Consider the following 15,787-nt stretch of genomic DNA (forward strand, 5'->3'; position numbering starts at 1 on the left):
GCTTCTCAACCCCGCTTGGTTGCGGACGTTATCGCTCGATGATGTCTGATTCCGTCGGTACGAGGATTTCGCGTTTTCCGGCATGGTTGGCAGGGCCGATAATGCCTTCCTGTTCCATGCGCTCGATCAGCGAGGCGGCGCGGTTGTAACCGATGCCCAGACGCCGCTGCACATAGGAGGTGGAGGCCTTGCCGTCCCTCAGCACGACCGCCACGGCCTGATCGTAAGGGTCTTCCGAATCGGAGAAATTGCCTGTCCCGGCCGGGCCGCCGCCATTGCCTTCCTCGTCGTCTTCCTCGGTGATCGCTTCCAGATATTCCGGCGATCCCTGGGTCTTCAGATAAGCGACGATCTCTTCCACTTCGTTGTCGGAGACGAACGGGCCGTGCACACGCTGGATGCGGCCGCCACCGGCCATATAGAGCATGTCACCCATGCCGAGCAGCTGTTCCGCGCCCTGTTCGCCCAGAATGGTGCGGCTGTCGATTTTCGACGTTACCTGGAAGGAGATGCGGGTCGGGAAGTTTGCCTTGATGGTGCCGGTGATGACGTCGACGGACGGACGCTGAGTCGCCATGATGACGTGGATGCCGGCGGCGCGGGCCATCTGCGCCAGACGCTGCACGGCGCCTTCAATGTCTTTGCCTGCTACCATCATCAGATCGGCCATTTCGTCGATGATGACGACGATGTAGGGCAGGGGCTTCAGGTCGAATTCTTCCGTTTCATACATCGCCTCGCCGGTCTGGCGGTCGAAGCCGGTCTGCACCGTGCGGGTGAGGATTTCGCCCTTGTCGAGGGCTTGCTGCACGCGGCTGTTGAAGCCGTCGATGTTGCGAACGCCGATCTTCGACATTTTCTTGTAGCGCTCTTCCATCTCGCGCACCGTCCACTTCAGGGCAACAACGGCCTTTTTCGGATCGGTGACAACAGGGGAGAGCAGGTGTGGAATACCGTCATAGATCGACAGTTCCAGCATTTTCGGATCGATCATGATCAGGCGGCACTGTTCCGGCGACATGCGGTAAATGAGCGACAGGATCATGGTGTTGATGGCGACGGATTTGCCCGAACCGGTGGTGCCGGCAACGAGCAGATGCGGCATCTTGGCGAGATCGGCGATGACGGGTTCGCCGCCAATGGTCTTGCCGAGCGCCATGGCAAGCTTGGCCTTGCTGTTTTCGAAATCGCGGCTGCCAACCAGTTCCCGCAGGAACACGGTTTCGCGGGTCTGGTTCGGAAGCTCGATGCCGATGGCGTTGCGGCCGGGAACGACGGCCACGCGCGCGGCAATGGCACTCATGGAGCGGGCGATATCATCCGCAAGGCCGATGACGCGCGAGGATTTGATGCCGGGTGCCGGTTCCAGTTCGTAGAGTGTCACGACCGGGCCGGGGCGAACATGAATGATCTCGCCCTTGACGCCGAAATCTTCGAGAACGCCTTCGAGCAGGCGGGCATTCTGCTCCAGCACTTCCTCGCTCAGTGTGTTGTCGCGCACGATATTCTTCGGCTCCGCCAGAAGATGGACGGAGGGCAGCTGGAAGCCGTCGGCGGCGATGAAGGAGGCCTGCGCCTCGCGTGCCACGCGCTCGCTCGGCTTGGGGCGTGCGGAAGGGGCGGTTATTCTGGGCTGACCGCGTCCCGGTGCCTGTCTTGCAATGAACTTCGGGTCGGATTCGTCGGCACTGTCATCGTCCGAGAGAATACCGTTGGGCAGGCGTCGCCCGTCCGCATCGAAATGCGGCTCGTCATCCATTTCACCATCATGATCGAGTGCGATGGAGGGAGGCGACATCTGCCGGCGCGATGCGGCGCGTTCCTCGAAAGACGGTTCCGCGCGCTGGTCGAGGCGGTTGATCGCCGTCTTGAGGCGGGACGGTTCGTTCAACGTGCCGAATTCATATTCGTTGAAATCATAGGGATGTTCGAATTCGTCATGCAGGGATTTGGACTTGATGCCAAACAGGCGGCGCAAGCGGGCCTGGGTGATGTACCAGTAATGCGCCATGGCGCCAAAAGCGAGGATATTGGCGAAGAAGCCTTCACCGTCGTCATCGTCTTCTTCAGCCTCACGGACGGCGCGTGCCTTGTTCGACACGGGCGCGCGTTCTTCCAGTTCCAGGCTATCTTCCGGGCTTCCCATCAGGCCGGCGGCAAAGAGCATCAGCCAGGCAGCGGGAGCCGCAAATATAACGCCCAGCACTGTCGCTATGGTGCCGGTTGGGTAAGCGCCGATGAAAAGGGCGGGGAAGCGCAGGATCATATCACCGATAACGCCGCCAATGCCGTTTGGCAGCGGCCAGGTTACGGGTGCTGGAAAACAGCCGAGCGAAGCGGCGCAGACGATCGCGCCGGCAACCCAGGCAACAAGGCGGGCGGGTATCCGGTTGAACCTGCGTCCGGCGATGAGCGCGATCGCCCAGGCAATGACCGGCAAAAGCGAGATGATTGCGGAGAGCCCGAGGAACTGCATCACGATATCGGCGAAGATGGCGCCGCTGTAGCCCAGAAGATTGGTAGGCTGGTTTCCCGTGGCATAGGAGAGGCTCGGATCCGCCACATTCCATGTGGCGAGGGCCGCAATACCCAGTGAAATCGTGGCCAGCAAAGCGAAACCGGCGAGAGCCATGATCTGCCGCACGAAAAACGCCGTCAGCACGAAGCGCGTGTGACGACCATCGAATGTCGGAGATTGCATTCTGCCCATGTCCCTGAACCCGTCGTTTTTCCTGGTTTCGGCAAGATCCGGCAGGTGACCTGATCCCGGATTGACAGGGAAAACTAACCGCTTGCTGGTTAATGTCGTGTTAACCATGCGGTTTTTTGCAGTCGCATGTGCATTTACGGCAAAGAAAAAGGCCCGCCGGAGCGGGCCTTCTTTTGGGTAAGGGGATGGAGAACCCCTTTTCCCGGGTCTTAAGAGTGGTAGGCGGCTTCGCCGTGGGTTGCGAGGTCGAGACCTTCGCGTTCCGCTTCCACCGGAACCCGCAGGCCAACGATGACGTCGACGATCTTGTAGAGGATTGCCGAGACAATGGCGCACCAGACGATGGTGATGGCGACGGCGACGAACTGCGTCCAGACCTGCGAGGCGATGGAGAAGTCCGCCTTGCCCGTGCCGCCAAGCAGCGGCGAGGTGAAGATGCCGGTGCCGAGGGCGCCGATGATGCCGCCGATACCGTGGACGCCGAAGACGTCAGCCGTATCGTCGTAACCGAACTTGTTCTTCACGACCGAGACGAAGAAGTAGCAGATCGGCGAAACGATGAGGCCGAGAACGATCGCACCCATCGGTCCAACCGAGCCGGCCGCAGGCGTGACGGCGACGAGGCCGGCGATCATGCCCGAAGCAGCGCCCAGCATGGAAGCCTTGCCGCGGGTGAAGCTTTCAACCAGCGACCAGGAAACGACGGCTGCTGCGGTTGCGAGGAAGGTGTTCATGGTTGCCAGAACCGCTCCGCCCGATGCTTCGAGGTTGGAGCCGGCATTGAAGCCGAACCAGCCGAACCACAGCATGGCCGCGCCGACCATCGTCAGCGTCATGGAGTGGGGTGCCATCATGTCCTTGCCGAAGCCGGTACGCTTGCCGACCATGATCGCGCCGATCAGGCCTGCCACGCCGGCATTGATGTGAACGACCGTGCCGCCAGCGAAGTCGAGAGCGCCCATGCCGAAGATCAGGCCGTTCGCGTCCCATACCATGTGTGCAATCGGGAAATAGACGAAGGTTGCCCACAGGATGGTGAAGAGGATGACGGCGGAGAACTTCACGCGTTCCGCAAAGGCACCGACGATCAGCGCAGGCGTGATGGCCGCAAAGGTCATCTGGAAAGCGATGAAGGTGTATTCGTAGATCACCACGCCTTCGGAGAAGGTTGCCGACGTGCTGTCAAGCGAAACGCCCGAGAGGAACAGCTTGCCGAAGCCGCCGAAATAAGGGCCGGTGCCACCGCCGAAGGCGAAGGAATAACCGTAGATTACCCAGACGAGCATCATGACTGCAGCGACGACCGTGCACTGCATGAGGACGGAGAGCATGTTCTTGGTACGGACGAGACCGCCGTAAAACAGGGCGAGACCCGGAATGATCATGAAAAGCACGAGGATCGTCGCGACATACATGAATGCGGTGTCGGCTTTTTCCGGAACGGGCGCCGCCGCCGCTACTGCCGGCGCGGCTTCCTGGGCAAAGGCGATGGCCGGTGCCATCAGGGCCGCCACACCGGCGCCCAGCTTGCCGAGCGTTGAAAACTTGTTGAGTTGCATAGCTAGAAAACTCCCCTGTCAGCCGTGCTTCAAAGCGCTTCTGTGTTGGTTTCGCCGGTACGGATGCGCACGGCCTGTTCGATAGAGTGGACAAAGATCTTGCCGTCACCGATCTGCCCGGTCTTTGCCGCAGATGCGATCGCCTCAACGGCCTTGTCGACGACGTCGGATGGAACCGCGATCTCGATCTTCAGTTTTGGAAGGAAGCTCACCGCATATTCCGTGCCGCGATAAATCTCGGTATGTCCCTTCTGGCGTCCGTAACCCTTAACCTCGGTCACGGTCAGGCCCTGGATGCCGACGCCGGTGAGCGCTTCGCGCACCTCATCCAGCTTGAACGGCTTGATAATGGCCATCACAATTTTCATCTGGTTTCCCATCCTTTGTTTGTCCTCGGCACGGAGCCGACTCTCCTTGCCGCTGGCAGATCAGTAACAGCGACTGCGGACATACATTCAAAGGGCGTGCCAGTTTTGATGGGTGGATATAAGTTATTGAAATATAAAACTTATATGAAATTCGTCTGAAAAAGGGGCATTTGTCGACGAAATTTGCGTCTATTAAATGTGCGATTTTCTAGAAAAGCACATTATTTAATCATTTGCCCTTTTGCGGATCAAACCTTCCTGTGCGACGGAGGCGACCAGCTCACCCTGTCTGGTGAAAATATTGCCACGCGTCAAACCGCGCGCACCGGAGGCGCTGGGGCTATCCTGCGTATAGAGCAGCCAGTCATCCAGCCGGCAGGGGCGGTGGAACCACATGGCGTGATCGAGGCTCGCCACCTGAATGGAAGGATCGAAGATCGTCGTTCCATGGGCGTAGAGCGATGTGTCGAGCAGGGTCATGTCCGACAGATAGGCGAGAATGGCCGACTGGAACCGCGGATTGTCGGGTACTTCGCCGACGGCGCGAACCCATATATCCTGCTGCGGTTCGAGTTTTTCCTTCGAGATATAATGGGTCAGCGACACCGGTCTTATCTCGATCGGGCGCTTGTTGCTCCAGTATTTGCGGATCGAAGCGGGTGCATTGGCAAGGAAGGCTGCCTGCATCTGCTCCTCGCTCATCAGTTTTTCGGGCGGCAGCACGTCAGGCATTTTTATCTGATGATTAAAGCCGTCCTCGAATAGCTGAAACGACGCGGACATGGAAAAAATCGCCTTGCCGTGCTGGATGGCGACCACACGGCGGGTGCAGAAGCTGGCGCCGTCGCGGATACGCTCCACCTGGTAGAGGATGGGGACGAGCGGATCACCGGGGCGCATGAAATAGGCATGCAGCGAGTGCGCGAGGCGGTCGTCATCCACGGTTCTTTGCGCCGCGATCAGGGCTTGCGCTATGACCTGGCCGCCGAAGACCCGCTGCCAGCCGATTTGCGGGCTTTCGCCCCGGAACAGGTTCTCTTCCAGCTTTTCGAGATCGAGCGTGGCGATGAGATTGGCCATCGGGTCTGACGTTTGCAAAGGATGCGACATTTTTTCGGCCTGCTCCAGCTGTAGGAAGACGTCACATGGTCTATAGTGCGCCGATGATGCGTGCACAAGATTTGAGGAGAAGCGCGATGCTCGACGTGGTGGTCGCAGGCGGCGGATATGTCGGTCTTTCCGTTGCTGTCGCAATTAAGCAGGCGGCCCGGCATCTTAACGTGCAGGTGGTTGAGGCGGCTCCAGAGGATGTCTGGGAGAAGGACGTCCGCGCCTCTGCCATCATCGCGGCGGCCACGCGCATGCTCGATGTTTTCGGGATATGGAGTGAAATCGAGCCGGAAGCCCAGCCGATCAACAAGATGATCGTTACTGATTCGAAAACTGCCGACCCTGTCCGTCCGGTATTTCTGACCTTCGACGGTGTGGTGGAAGAGGGCAGGCCCTTCGCCCATATGGTTCCGAATGTGGCGATGGTGGGCGCGCTGCGCGGCCTGTGCGAGCGCCTTGGCATAGAAATCCGCCATGGCCTTAGTGTTTCCGGGTTTACCGCGGGCTCGCAATCGACATCCATCTCGCTTTCCGACGGTTCGGCGCTGGAAGCGCGGCTGCTTGTCGCCTGCGATGGCGTTCGCTCGGCGCTCAGGGATATGGCGGGCATCAAGACAGTGCACTGGGCTTATGACCAGTCCGGTATCGTTACCACCGTCGAACATGAGCGGCCGCATGAGGGCTGTGCGGAGGAGCATTTCCTGCCCTCTGGGCCTTTTGCCATCCTGCCGCTGAAAGGAAACCGTTCGTCGCTGGTCTGGACGGAACGGACGGCCGATGCCGACAGGTTGGTCGCCTCCGATGATCTGGTGTTCGAGGAAGAGCTCGAGCGCCGGTTCGGCCACAAGCTCGGCCCTGTCAGACCCGTCGGTCCGCGCCGTGCCTTTCCGCTGGGGTTGACGCTGGCGCGCTCCTTCGTCGCGCCGCGTTTTGCGCTTGCCGGCGATGCAGCGCACGGAATTCACCCGATCTCGGGCCAAGGCCTCAATCTTGGCTTCAAGGATGTCGCGGCCCTGGCCGAAACCGTGGTCGAGGCTGACCGTCTCGGTCTCGATATCGGCTCGCTCAATGTTCTGGAGCGTTATCAGTCGTGGCGGCGTTTCGACACCTTGCGGATGGGGGTGACGACGGATGTGCTGAACCGGCTTTTCTCCAACGATGTCGGTCCCATCCGCATCATGCGGGATTTCGGTCTGGGTGTTGTGGATCGTTTGCCGGCGCTGAAATCCTATTTCATCGGGCAGGCCGCCGGAACGACAGATGCGAACGCGCCACGTTTGCTCGCCGGCGAGGCGCTCTGATACCGCGATTGCGGCTTGACAGCCGATTCCGGTATTTGGGGTCAAAAGTCGGTGCTGCAAACTTGAATCCGGGCAAGGACTTACCCGGATTCACAATCTGGTATGGGACGCCGGTTTGCCAACCAGATGCTGTGGGGAACAAAAGCTGAATCCCACCGAGTCAGCGATTCGTATTCGATTCGTTCGCAGACTGTTCCGCAACCGAATCGATTTCGTTTTCGCCGGATTCTTTTTGTCCTCTCAACCCGCTGAATCTGAACGGAAAAGTTGCTGCAGCAACAGCCGCGACCCACTTTACGGGCAAGGCCTATTGCCTTTGTCGGCGGGCATTGCCATGTGTGGTGCGTGCGGACCGTACCAGCAATGGCGGCCGGCACGGCAAGCAGATGAAGTCGATTCGCGGATAGTACGTTGAATTTTCGCCCCATGATCCTGAGCGGCCGCGGTGTCACGGCCGTTCTCGGCCCCACCAATACCGGCAAGACCCACTATGCGATCGAGCGGATGGTGGCGCATGGCAGCGGTGTCATCGGCCTGCCGCTGCGCCTTCTGGCGCGGGAGGTCTATACCCGTCTCGTTGAAAAAGTGGGTGCGCCGAATGTGGCGCTGATTACCGGCGAAGAAAAGATTTCCCCTCCCAAAGCCAAATATTCGGTCTGCACGGTGGAAGCCATGCCGCGCGAGACGACGGCCGCATTCGTCGCGATCGACGAGGTGCAGCTGGCCGGCGATCTGGAGCGTGGCCACATCTTCACCGACCGCGTGCTGCACTTGCGCGGGCGGGAGGAAACCCTGCTTCTGGGGGCAGGCACAATGCGCCCGATCCTTGAGAAGCTGCTGCCTGGAATTACCGTGGTCGAGCGGCCGCGCCTGTCGCAGCTTTTTTATGCGGGCCAGAAAAAGATTACCCGCCTGCCGCAACGCACGGCCATCGTCGCCTTTTCGGCGGAAGAGGTTTATGCCATCGCAGAGCTGGTGCGGCGCCAGCGCGGCGGTGCGGCTGTGGTGATGGGGGCGCTTTCGCCGCGAACGCGCAATGCCCAGGTCGGGCTCTACCAGTCCGGCGATGTCGAATATCTTGTCGCGACGGACGCCATTGGCATGGGGCTTAACCTCGATGTCGATCATGTCGCCTTCGCGCAGGACCGTAAATTTGACGGTTACCAGTTCCGCAATCTCAATCCGGGTGAGATCGGCCAGATCGCCGGCCGCGCCGGCCGCCACCTTCGAGACGGCACCTTTGGCGTAACGGGGCGCGTTGATCCCTTTGACGACGAATTGGTGGAACGTATCGAAACCCATCAGTTCGATGCGGTGAAGGTGCTGCAATGGCGGACGAAAAATTTCGATTTTTCCTCCATCGCCAATCTGCGCATGAGCCTTGATGTGGCACCCACGATCCAGGGGCTTTCCCGGGCCTTGCCCGCAATCGACCAGCAGGCGCTGGAATATCTGTCGCGTTATCCCGAGATCATCGACGTGACGACGACGGATGCGCGGGTGGAAAAACTATGGGAGGCCTGCGCGCTTCCCGACTATCGCCGTATCGCGCCTGCCCAGCATGCCGACCTGATATCGACGCTCTATTTCGACCTCGTAAAACGCGGCGCGGTGAACGAAGATTTCATGTCAGAGCAGGTACGCCGCGCCGATCGCACGGATGGAGAGATCGATACCCTGTCTGCAAGGATTGCGCAGATCAGAACATGGACTTATGTATCGAACCGCCCAGGATGGCTTGCCGATCCGACACACTGGCAAGAAAAGACGCGGGAAATCGAGGATCGATTGTCCGATGCGCTACATGAAAGGTTGACGAAACGCTTTGTTGATCGCAGGACATCTGTGCTCATGAGGCGCCTGAGAGAGAATGCGATGCTTGAAGCTGAAATCAGTGTAAATGGTGATGTCTTCGTAGAAGGACATCACGTCGGCCAGTTGGCCGGGTTCCGGTTCACGCCGGTGCCGGGAATGGAAGGGCCGGATCAGAAGGCCGTGCAGGCTGCGGCGCAAAAGGCGCTCGCGCTCGAATACGAGGCGCGTGCCGCGCGTCTGCACGCCAGTGGAAATGGCGATCTTGCTTTGAGCTCCGATGGTCTGGTTCGCTGGTTGGGCGAGCCGGTGGCCCGCCTTTCGGCAGGTGACAACATCATGAAGCCGCGTGTGATCCTGCTTGCCGACGAACAGTTGAGCGGCAATGCCCGCGATCACGCGCTGGCGCGCGTCGAACGTTTCGTCAATCACCAGATTGCGACCGTGCTGAAGCCGCTGGACGATATTTCACGCGCCGAAGACCTTCAGGGTCTGGCGAAGGGCCTGGCGTTCCAGCTGGTCGAAAATCTCGGCGTTCTGTTCCGCCGCGACGTCACCGAAGACGTGAAGTCGCTGGATCAGGATGCGCGCGCCTCCATGCGTCGCTACGGCGTGCGTTTTGGCGCCTATCACGTCTTCCTGCCTGCATTGCTGAAGCCGGCTCCGGCCGAGCTTGTGACGCTGCTCTGGGCGCTGAAGAATGATGGCCTCGGCAAGCCGGGTTATGGCGATCTCATTCCGGTGCTGGCTGCCGGCCGCACCTCCGTGGTAACGGACCCCGCCTTTGAGCGCATGTTCTACAAGCTTGCCGGTTTCCGTTTCCTTGGAAAGCGTGCGGTCCGTATCGACATTCTCGAGCGTCTGGCTGATCTCATTCGTCCGCTGTTGCAGTGGAAGCCCGGCCAGCAGCCGCGCCCGGAAGGCGCCTATGATGGCCGTCGCTTCACGACAACGACCGCGATGCTCTCCATTCTCGGCGCGACGCTCGACGACATGGAGGAGATCCTCAAGGGTCTCGGCTACCGTGCCGACCAGGTGACGGCGGAAGAGGCGCAGGCCTTCCTCGCCAGCCAGACCGGCGCTGCTGCTCCGGCCGCCACTGAGGCGGTGGCGGAAGAGGAAAGCGCTGAGGCCGAGCAGGATGAGCCCGCTTCGGAAGAACAGGCATCCGAAACGGCGGCTGTTGAAACCGTCGAGGAAACGCCGGTCGCGCAAGCCGTCAGCGACGAAGCTGCGGTTGGTGAGACCGTGCCTGCGGAAAGCACTGAGGTTGCCGAACCCAAGCCCGTTCTTCTGTGGCGCCCGGGTGGCCGCAACGAGAACCAGCGTAGCGAAAACCGTCGTCCGGGCAATCGCGGTCAAGGCCGTGATGGTGCGCGCGAGCAAAGCGAGCGTCGTGGTGAAGGCCGTCGCGATAATCGTGACGGCGCAAATCGCGAAGCCGCCAATCGCGGTGGCGAGGGTGAGCGCAAGCGTGATGGTGGACGCCCTGACCGCGGCAATCGCAACGATCGTCAGGATCGCGGCGAGCGCAAGGACAGGCCGGACCGTAATGACCGCGGCGGAAAACCGCAGGGTCAGCAGCGTTTCGAAGCCAAGCCTCCCCGCAAGGAGAAGCCGCTCGATCCGGATTCACCTTTCGCAAAGCTCGCTGCCCTCAAGGAGCAGCTGAAGAAGTAAGCCTATGGGGAGCAAAGAACAGCCACTGGAGAGTACGCGTCAGCGTCTGGACAAGTGGTTGTTCTTTGCCCGCATGGCTAAATCCCGCTCCCTTGCCCAAGGTTATATCCAGTCTGGCCAGGTTAAGGTCAATGGTGTCACTGTCCGTCAGCCAAGCCATGCGGTGAAGGCGGGTGACAGGCTCGATATCGGTTTCGAGCGCATGGACAAGGTACTCGTCGTCAAGTCCGGCGGCGAGCGGCGTGGGCCCTATGAGGAGGCCAGGCTTCTCTATGACGATCTGACGCCGCCACGGGCGCCTTCCGACAGGCTGAGCCCCCTGGAGCAGGCGATGCGAGAGCCGGGCAGCGGCCGTCCGACCAAAAAAGAGCGCAGAGCGCTCGACAAGTTTCTGTCAGACAGTGACGGAAATACAGATTAGAATAAACCTCCAAGTCGAGCCGGTTTTTCAGAATTGTTTATCCTTGCTATCTGAAGGCAAAGGCATTACGTCACTTGCGAAATTGCCCTGTCTGAATTCCGGGCGACGGCTTGTGTTCCGAAGCCCAAAGACCCGGCCTGCATATTCTGGAGTTCATCATGACATATGTCGTGACCGACAATTGCATTCGCTGCAAATATACCGATTGCGTTGAAGTCTGCCCCGTCGACTGCTTTTATGAGGGTGAAAATTTCCTCGCGATCAATCCTGATGAATGCATCGATTGCGGTGTGTGCGAACCGGAATGTCCCGCCGAGGCGATCAAGCCCGATACGGAGCCGGGTCTCGACAAGTGGCTGAAGCTGAATGCGGAATATGCAGCGATCTGGCCGAACATCACGATAAAGCGTGATCCGATGCCCGAAGCCAAGGAAATGGACGGCGTCGAGGGTAAGCTGGACCTTTATTTTTCCGCTGAACCTGGTCAGGGCGACTGAGTTTTCGACGACCTGTTGTCTACGTATTATGATTTTAAGAGCCCTCGCAGCGTAAGCGCGAGGGCTTTTTGCTGGAATTCAGCCGCCTCGGCCGGATTGCAGCGTGGTCGAAAGCAGGGTCAGAAGGGCCACGCTTTCTTCCAGGCTTTGCCGCTGGCGGCTTTGCAATATGGCCGCCTGCAGACGGTTCATCTCGCGGGCGATCGCCGCAGGCTGCCAGGTGCGTAGCGCTCTTTCGATGATCGGCTTTCTGCGGAAGTGGATGTGGCGTCCAAGCGTCTGCATGACCTGTCCGGCCTGCTGCTTTTTCTCGTCCATTTCGGCCCGCATCTGATCAAGCAGCTGGAATTGCTTGAGGCATCCCTGAAGCACCAGGAAAATCGGCGTCTTTGAGGAGACGATCTTCTGGGTCGCATGGAAAAAGGCGTTTCTATCGCCTTTCAGGATGGCATCGACGGCATCGTCAGCGGAAACCGTGCTTGCATCGCCGATGATCGCCAGAACGTCGTCTTCCTCGATCACCTCCGCGCCACGACAATAAAGCGCAAGCTTGCGGATTTCGTTGCGCGAGGCAATGCGGTCGCCGCCGAGCGATTCGATCAGTCTCTGCCGCGCGGCCGGCGCGATGCGCAGATTGTCGGCCGACAGCTCCTGATCGATCAGTGCGTTCAACGAGCGGGCATCGTCGGCATAACAGGGGATCGCGGCGATGGAACGTGCGGGTTCCGCTATCTTGCGCAGCCCCGTGCCCTTTTTGATATCGCCGGCTTCGATGATCAGGAAGCTCGCTTCCGGCGGCGTTTCGGCCAATAGCTGGAGGGCATCCACCAGCGCCTTTTCGGCCGAAGCACCTTTGACCCAGACAAGTTTTTCACCGCCGAAAAGGCCGATGGCATTCACCTCGTCGAGCAGACGGCCCGGGTCGCCCTGCAGATCGGATGCGGTCAGCTTCAGCGACGCAAAAGCGTCGTCGGGATCGATGCCGGTTTTCTTCGCGATGATGCTCGCACGCTCCGACACGAGGCCCCGATCCGGACCGTAAAGTACGAAAATGCGAAAGCGCTCCGCCGGGTTTTCGGCGAAGCGCTCAAATTCATGCGATTTTATCTCTGCCACGGCCCCGGCTCTCAGCGGCCGAGAGTGGCGGCGATATCGGTACGGATGATTTCAGCCAGTTCGCGAGCCGCCCGGTTTTCAGCGTCGCGGATCGCCCTGATCTTGGCGAATTCCTGTTGCGGCAGATCGACCTGTGCCGTTACGCTGCGGCGTGCGGAGCGCAGGATCTGACCGTCGGAGATGCGGGTCAGGACATATTGTCCGTTCATCACCACGCGGCCGGGATAAGGGCCATCATAGTTGTTGTTCGTGCGTGTAGTCAGGTCATAATTCTCGACTTCCGTCGAGGTAGCGCTCGATCCAACCGAAATCTTGAGGTTGTACTGAGCCGTAGCAGGTTCGCCCGCGCCGCCGGACATCAGGAAGATCAACTGATTACGCACTTCCTGGGTTATGCGATCTCCGGCATGGGAAACGCTGACGGCCGCCAGTCTCTCCTTGGTTCCGGAAGCTTCGCCATATAGCGGGCGCACCTGGCAACCCGCCAGAAGACCAGCCATCATCACGACGGAAATTGCTGCCGCGACGCGGCTCCATCTCGAAAAAACGTCAGACAACAATGTTCACAATCCTCTGCGGAACCACGATGACTTTCTTGGGCTCGCCACCGGCAAGAATGGATTTGACGGCATCCAGCGCAAGGGCGGCCGTGCGGACCGCATCTTGATCCGCATCGCGCGCGATTGTCAATTCGCCGCGCTTCTTGCCGTTGACCTGGACGGGCATGACCACATCGTTTTCCTCGACCAGCGAGGCGACGAAAGCTGGCCACGGCGTCTGGGCGACGAGACCTGTGTTGCCCAGTGCCGACCAGCATTCTTCCGCCAGATGCGGTGTCATGGGGGCGATGATGCGGATGAGGATTTCGACGGCGTCGCGTGCCGCAGCCTTCACGTCTTCAGGCTTACCGCCGGCGGCGACATCGGCAAGTGGTCCTGCCAAGGCGTTGACCAGCTCGTAAATGCGGGCAATCGCCTTGTTGAAGGCGAGCTTGTCCAGATCTTCCTGGACAGCCTTCAGCGTCTTGTGGGCGGCCTTGGAGGCTGCCAGGCCTTCGCCTTCGGTCGCAGGCTTCGGCTTGACGCTCTTCAGTTCCCCGGCGACTTCGCCGATGATGCGCCAGACGCGCTGGACGAAACGGTTTGCACCCTCCACGCCAGCTTCCGACCAGATGACGTCGCGATCCGGCGGAGAGTCCGACAGGACGAAGAAGCGTGCGGTATCCGCCCCGTAGGACGCGATGATATCGTCAGGGTCGACAACGTTCTTCTTCGACTTCGACATCTTCTCGATCGAGCCGATCTTCACTTCCGCGCCGGAGGACAGGAGGAATGCCCGGCGTGCGCCGTCCGCCTCTTCGATACGCAGGTCGGCGGGTGCTATCCACTCGCGACCTGTGCCCTCGCCGTGGCTATAGGTCTCGTGCACCACCATGCCCTGCGTGAACAGGCCCTTGAAGGGTTCCTTGACGCCGACATGACCGGTCTCGCGCATGGCGCGGGTGAAGAAGCGCGAATAGAGCAGGTGCAGAATGGCGTGCTCGATGCCGCCAATATACTGATCAACCGGCAACCAGTGATTGGCGACCTTGGGATCGGTCGGCTGGTCTTCCCACGGTGCGGTGAAGCGGGTGTAATACCAGCTGGAATCGACAAAGGTGTCCATCGTGTCGGTTTCGCGCCGCGCATCATGGCCACATTGCGGGCAGGCGACATGACGCCATGTCGGGTGCCGGTCCAGCGGGTTGCCGGGCACGTCGAAAGTCACATCGTCGGGCAGCTTGACCGGCAGGTCCTTTTTCGGAACCGGCACCACACCGCAGACTTCGCAATGGATGACCGGGATAGGGCAACCCCAGTAGCGCTGGCGGGAAATACCCCAGTCGCGCAGGCGGAAATTGACCTTGCGCTCAGCCTGCGGCGCATTGCCCAGCATCTCGGCAGAGAGCTTCTGTACGACTGCCTCAAAGGCATCGGTCGTCTTCATGCCGTTCAGGAAGCCGGAATTGATCATCACGCCATCATCGGTGAAGGCGGTGTCTTCAACGGTGAAGCTTGCGGCATCGGGACCTTCAGGTGCGACGACGGCCACGACCGGCAGGCCGTATTTGCGGGCGAAGTCCAGATCCCGCTGGTCACCCGAAGGGCAGCCGAAGATTGCGCCGGTGCCGTAATCCATCAACACAAAATTAGCGACGTAGACGGGCAGTTCCCAGGTCGGATCGAGCGGGTGTATGACCTTGACGCCGGTATCGATGCCCTTCTTTTCTGCCGTTTCCAGCGCGGCCAGGGAGGTGCCATGGCGGCGGCATTCGTCGCAGAACTCGGCGATATCAGGGTTGTTCGCCGACAATTCTCTCGCCAGCGGATGATCGGCGGCGATCGCCAGGAAGGATGCGCCGAACAGGGTATCCGGACGCGTCGTATAGACGGTGATGTCGGAAAAACCTTCCGGTGCGGTGGATGCAACGGTCTGCCAGCGCAGCGACAGGCCTTCGGAGCGGCCGATCCAGTTCTTCTGCATCAGGCGCACTTTTTCCGGCCACTGGTCGAGCGTGTCCAGCTCGTCCAGCAGGTCCTGGCTGAAATCGGTGATGCGGAAGAACCATTGCGTCAGTTCGCGCTGCTCGACCAGTGCGCCGGAGCGCCAGCCGCGGCCGTCGATCACCTGCTCGTTGGCGAGAACCGTATGGTCGACCGGATCCCAGTTGACCTTGGACTGCTTGCGGTAAACCAGACCCTTTTCCATGAAATCGACGAACAGCGCCTGCTGGCGATGGTAATATTCCACGTCGCAGGTCGCGAATTCGCGGGTCCAGTCCAGCGACAGGCCCATGGACTTCAGCTGGCCGCGCATGGTGGCGATGTTCTGGTAGGTCCAGTCCTTCGGGTGAACCTTGTTCTGCATGGCCGCATTTTCCGCAGGCATGCCGAAGGCGTCCCAGCCCATCGGGTGCAGAACGTTGAAGCCGCGTGCGCGCTTGTAGCGGGCAACGACATCGCCCATGGCGTAGTTGCGGACGTGGCCCATGTGAATGCGTCCCGATGGGTAGGGAAACATCTCTAGAACGTAATACTTCTCGCGCGGATCGCTGTTGTCGGTCACGAAAACCTTGTCTTCGTTCCATTTCTGCTGCCAGCGCGGCTCGGCGTCGCGAGGATTGTAACGTTCGATGGCCATTGTTCTGAATTCCGGGTATCGAGGGGAAAAATT

General features: G+C 60.0%; 11 protein-coding genes. 4 read left to right on the forward strand and 7 right to left on the reverse strand.

Annotated features, from left to right (window positions below; translation table 11 throughout):
* Positions 1–28: 28 nt before the first annotated feature.
* The 4 genes from AC1ROR_RS18810 to tesB all read right to left on the reverse strand — a co-directional run bounded on the left by AC1ROR_RS18810 (position 29) and on the right by tesB (position 5,747).
* Entirely contained in the window at positions 29–2,701 is a 2,673-nt protein-coding gene (locus AC1ROR_RS18810; RefSeq protein WP_498590347.1) for a DNA translocase FtsK, read from the reverse strand.
* 218 nt (positions 2,702–2,919) lie between these two features.
* Complete coding sequence (locus tag AC1ROR_RS18815) at positions 2,920–4,269, reverse strand: ammonium transporter (protein WP_142174320.1); 1,350 nt, start codon at positions 4,267–4,269, stop codon at positions 2,920–2,922.
* 29 nt (positions 4,270–4,298) lie between these two features.
* Positions 4,299–4,649 carry a P-II family nitrogen regulator gene (locus AC1ROR_RS18820; RefSeq protein ID WP_498590348.1) on the reverse strand — a complete coding sequence of 117 codons (351 nt, stop codon included), beginning with the start codon at positions 4,647–4,649 and terminating at the stop codon, positions 4,299–4,301.
* 213 nt (positions 4,650–4,862) lie between these two features.
* Positions 4,863–5,747, reverse strand: a complete 885-nt coding sequence (gene tesB, locus AC1ROR_RS18825) for an acyl-CoA thioesterase II (RefSeq protein ID WP_498590349.1) — start codon at positions 5,745–5,747, stop codon at positions 4,863–4,865.
* Here tesB and AC1ROR_RS18830 point away from each other — a divergent pair.
* The 4 genes from AC1ROR_RS18830 (at position 5,723) to fdxA (ending at position 11,458) form a co-directional block, all read left to right on the forward strand.
* Complete coding sequence (locus tag AC1ROR_RS18830; protein ID WP_498590451.1) at positions 5,723–7,048, forward strand: ubiquinone biosynthesis hydroxylase; 1,326 nt, start codon at positions 5,723–5,725, stop codon at positions 7,046–7,048. The genes tesB and AC1ROR_RS18830 overlap by 25 nt on opposite strands.
* Before the next feature lie 426 nt (positions 7,049–7,474).
* Positions 7,475–10,540 carry a helicase-related protein gene (locus AC1ROR_RS18835; RefSeq protein WP_498590452.1) on the forward strand — a complete coding sequence of 1,022 codons (3,066 nt, stop codon included), beginning with the start codon at positions 7,475–7,477 and terminating at the stop codon, positions 10,538–10,540.
* A gap of 4 nt (positions 10,541–10,544) precedes the next feature.
* A complete protein-coding gene (locus AC1ROR_RS18840; protein WP_498590350.1) occupies positions 10,545–10,961 on the forward strand; it encodes an RNA-binding S4 domain-containing protein in 417 nt (138 codons plus the stop codon).
* 158 nt (positions 10,962–11,119) lie between these two features.
* On the forward strand, positions 11,120–11,458 hold the full coding sequence (gene fdxA, locus AC1ROR_RS18845; protein ID WP_035222116.1) for a ferredoxin FdxA: 339 nt from the start codon (positions 11,120–11,122) through the stop codon (positions 11,456–11,458).
* A gap of 78 nt (positions 11,459–11,536) precedes the next feature.
* Here fdxA and holA read toward each other — a convergent pair whose 3' ends face one another.
* The 3 genes from holA to leuS are packed head-to-tail and all read right to left on the reverse strand — an operon-like array spanning position 11,537 to position 15,754.
* Positions 11,537–12,574, reverse strand: a complete 1,038-nt coding sequence (gene holA / locus AC1ROR_RS18850; protein ID WP_498590351.1) for a DNA polymerase III subunit delta — start codon at positions 12,572–12,574, stop codon at positions 11,537–11,539.
* 11 nt (positions 12,575–12,585) lie between these two features.
* Entirely contained in the window at positions 12,586–13,077 is a 492-nt protein-coding gene (locus AC1ROR_RS18855) for an LPS assembly lipoprotein LptE (RefSeq protein WP_142174393.1), read from the reverse strand.
* A gap of 46 nt (positions 13,078–13,123) precedes the next feature.
* On the reverse strand, positions 13,124–15,754 hold the full coding sequence (gene leuS / locus AC1ROR_RS18860) for a leucine--tRNA ligase (RefSeq protein WP_498590352.1): 2,631 nt from the start codon (positions 15,752–15,754) through the stop codon (positions 13,124–13,126).
* Positions 15,755–15,787 lie beyond the last annotated feature (33 nt).

It is taken from the genome of Agrobacterium sp. GW821-FHT14E08, from assembly GCF_058803865.1.

Excerpts from the sequence above, each read along its gene's own strand:
- AC1ROR_RS18810 (WP_498590347.1), bottom strand. The coding sequence starts at position 2,701 with ATGCAATCTCCGACATTCGATGGTCGTCACACGCGCTTCGTGCTGACG.
- AC1ROR_RS18815 (WP_142174320.1), bottom strand. The coding sequence starts at position 4,269 with ATGCAACTCAACAAGTTTTCAACGCTCGGCAAGCTGGGCGCCGGTGTG.
- AC1ROR_RS18820 (WP_498590348.1), bottom strand. The coding sequence starts at position 4,649 with ATGGGAAACCAGATGAAAATTGTGATGGCCATTATCAAGCCGTTCAAG.
- tesB (WP_498590349.1), bottom strand. The coding sequence starts at position 5,747 with ATGTCGCATCCTTTGCAAACGTCAGACCCGATGGCCAATCTCATCGCC.
- AC1ROR_RS18835 (WP_498590452.1), top strand. The coding sequence starts at position 7,475 with ATGATCCTGAGCGGCCGCGGTGTCACGGCCGTTCTCGGCCCCACCAAT.
- AC1ROR_RS18840 (WP_498590350.1), top strand. The coding sequence starts at position 10,545 with ATGGGGAGCAAAGAACAGCCACTGGAGAGTACGCGTCAGCGTCTGGAC.
- fdxA (WP_035222116.1), top strand. The coding sequence starts at position 11,120 with ATGACATATGTCGTGACCGACAATTGCATTCGCTGCAAATATACCGAT.
- AC1ROR_RS18855 (WP_142174393.1), bottom strand. The coding sequence starts at position 13,077 with ATGATGGCTGGTCTTCTGGCGGGTTGCCAGGTGCGCCCGCTATATGGC.
- leuS (WP_498590352.1), bottom strand. The coding sequence starts at position 15,754 with ATGGCCATCGAACGTTACAATCCTCGCGACGCCGAGCCGCGCTGGCAG.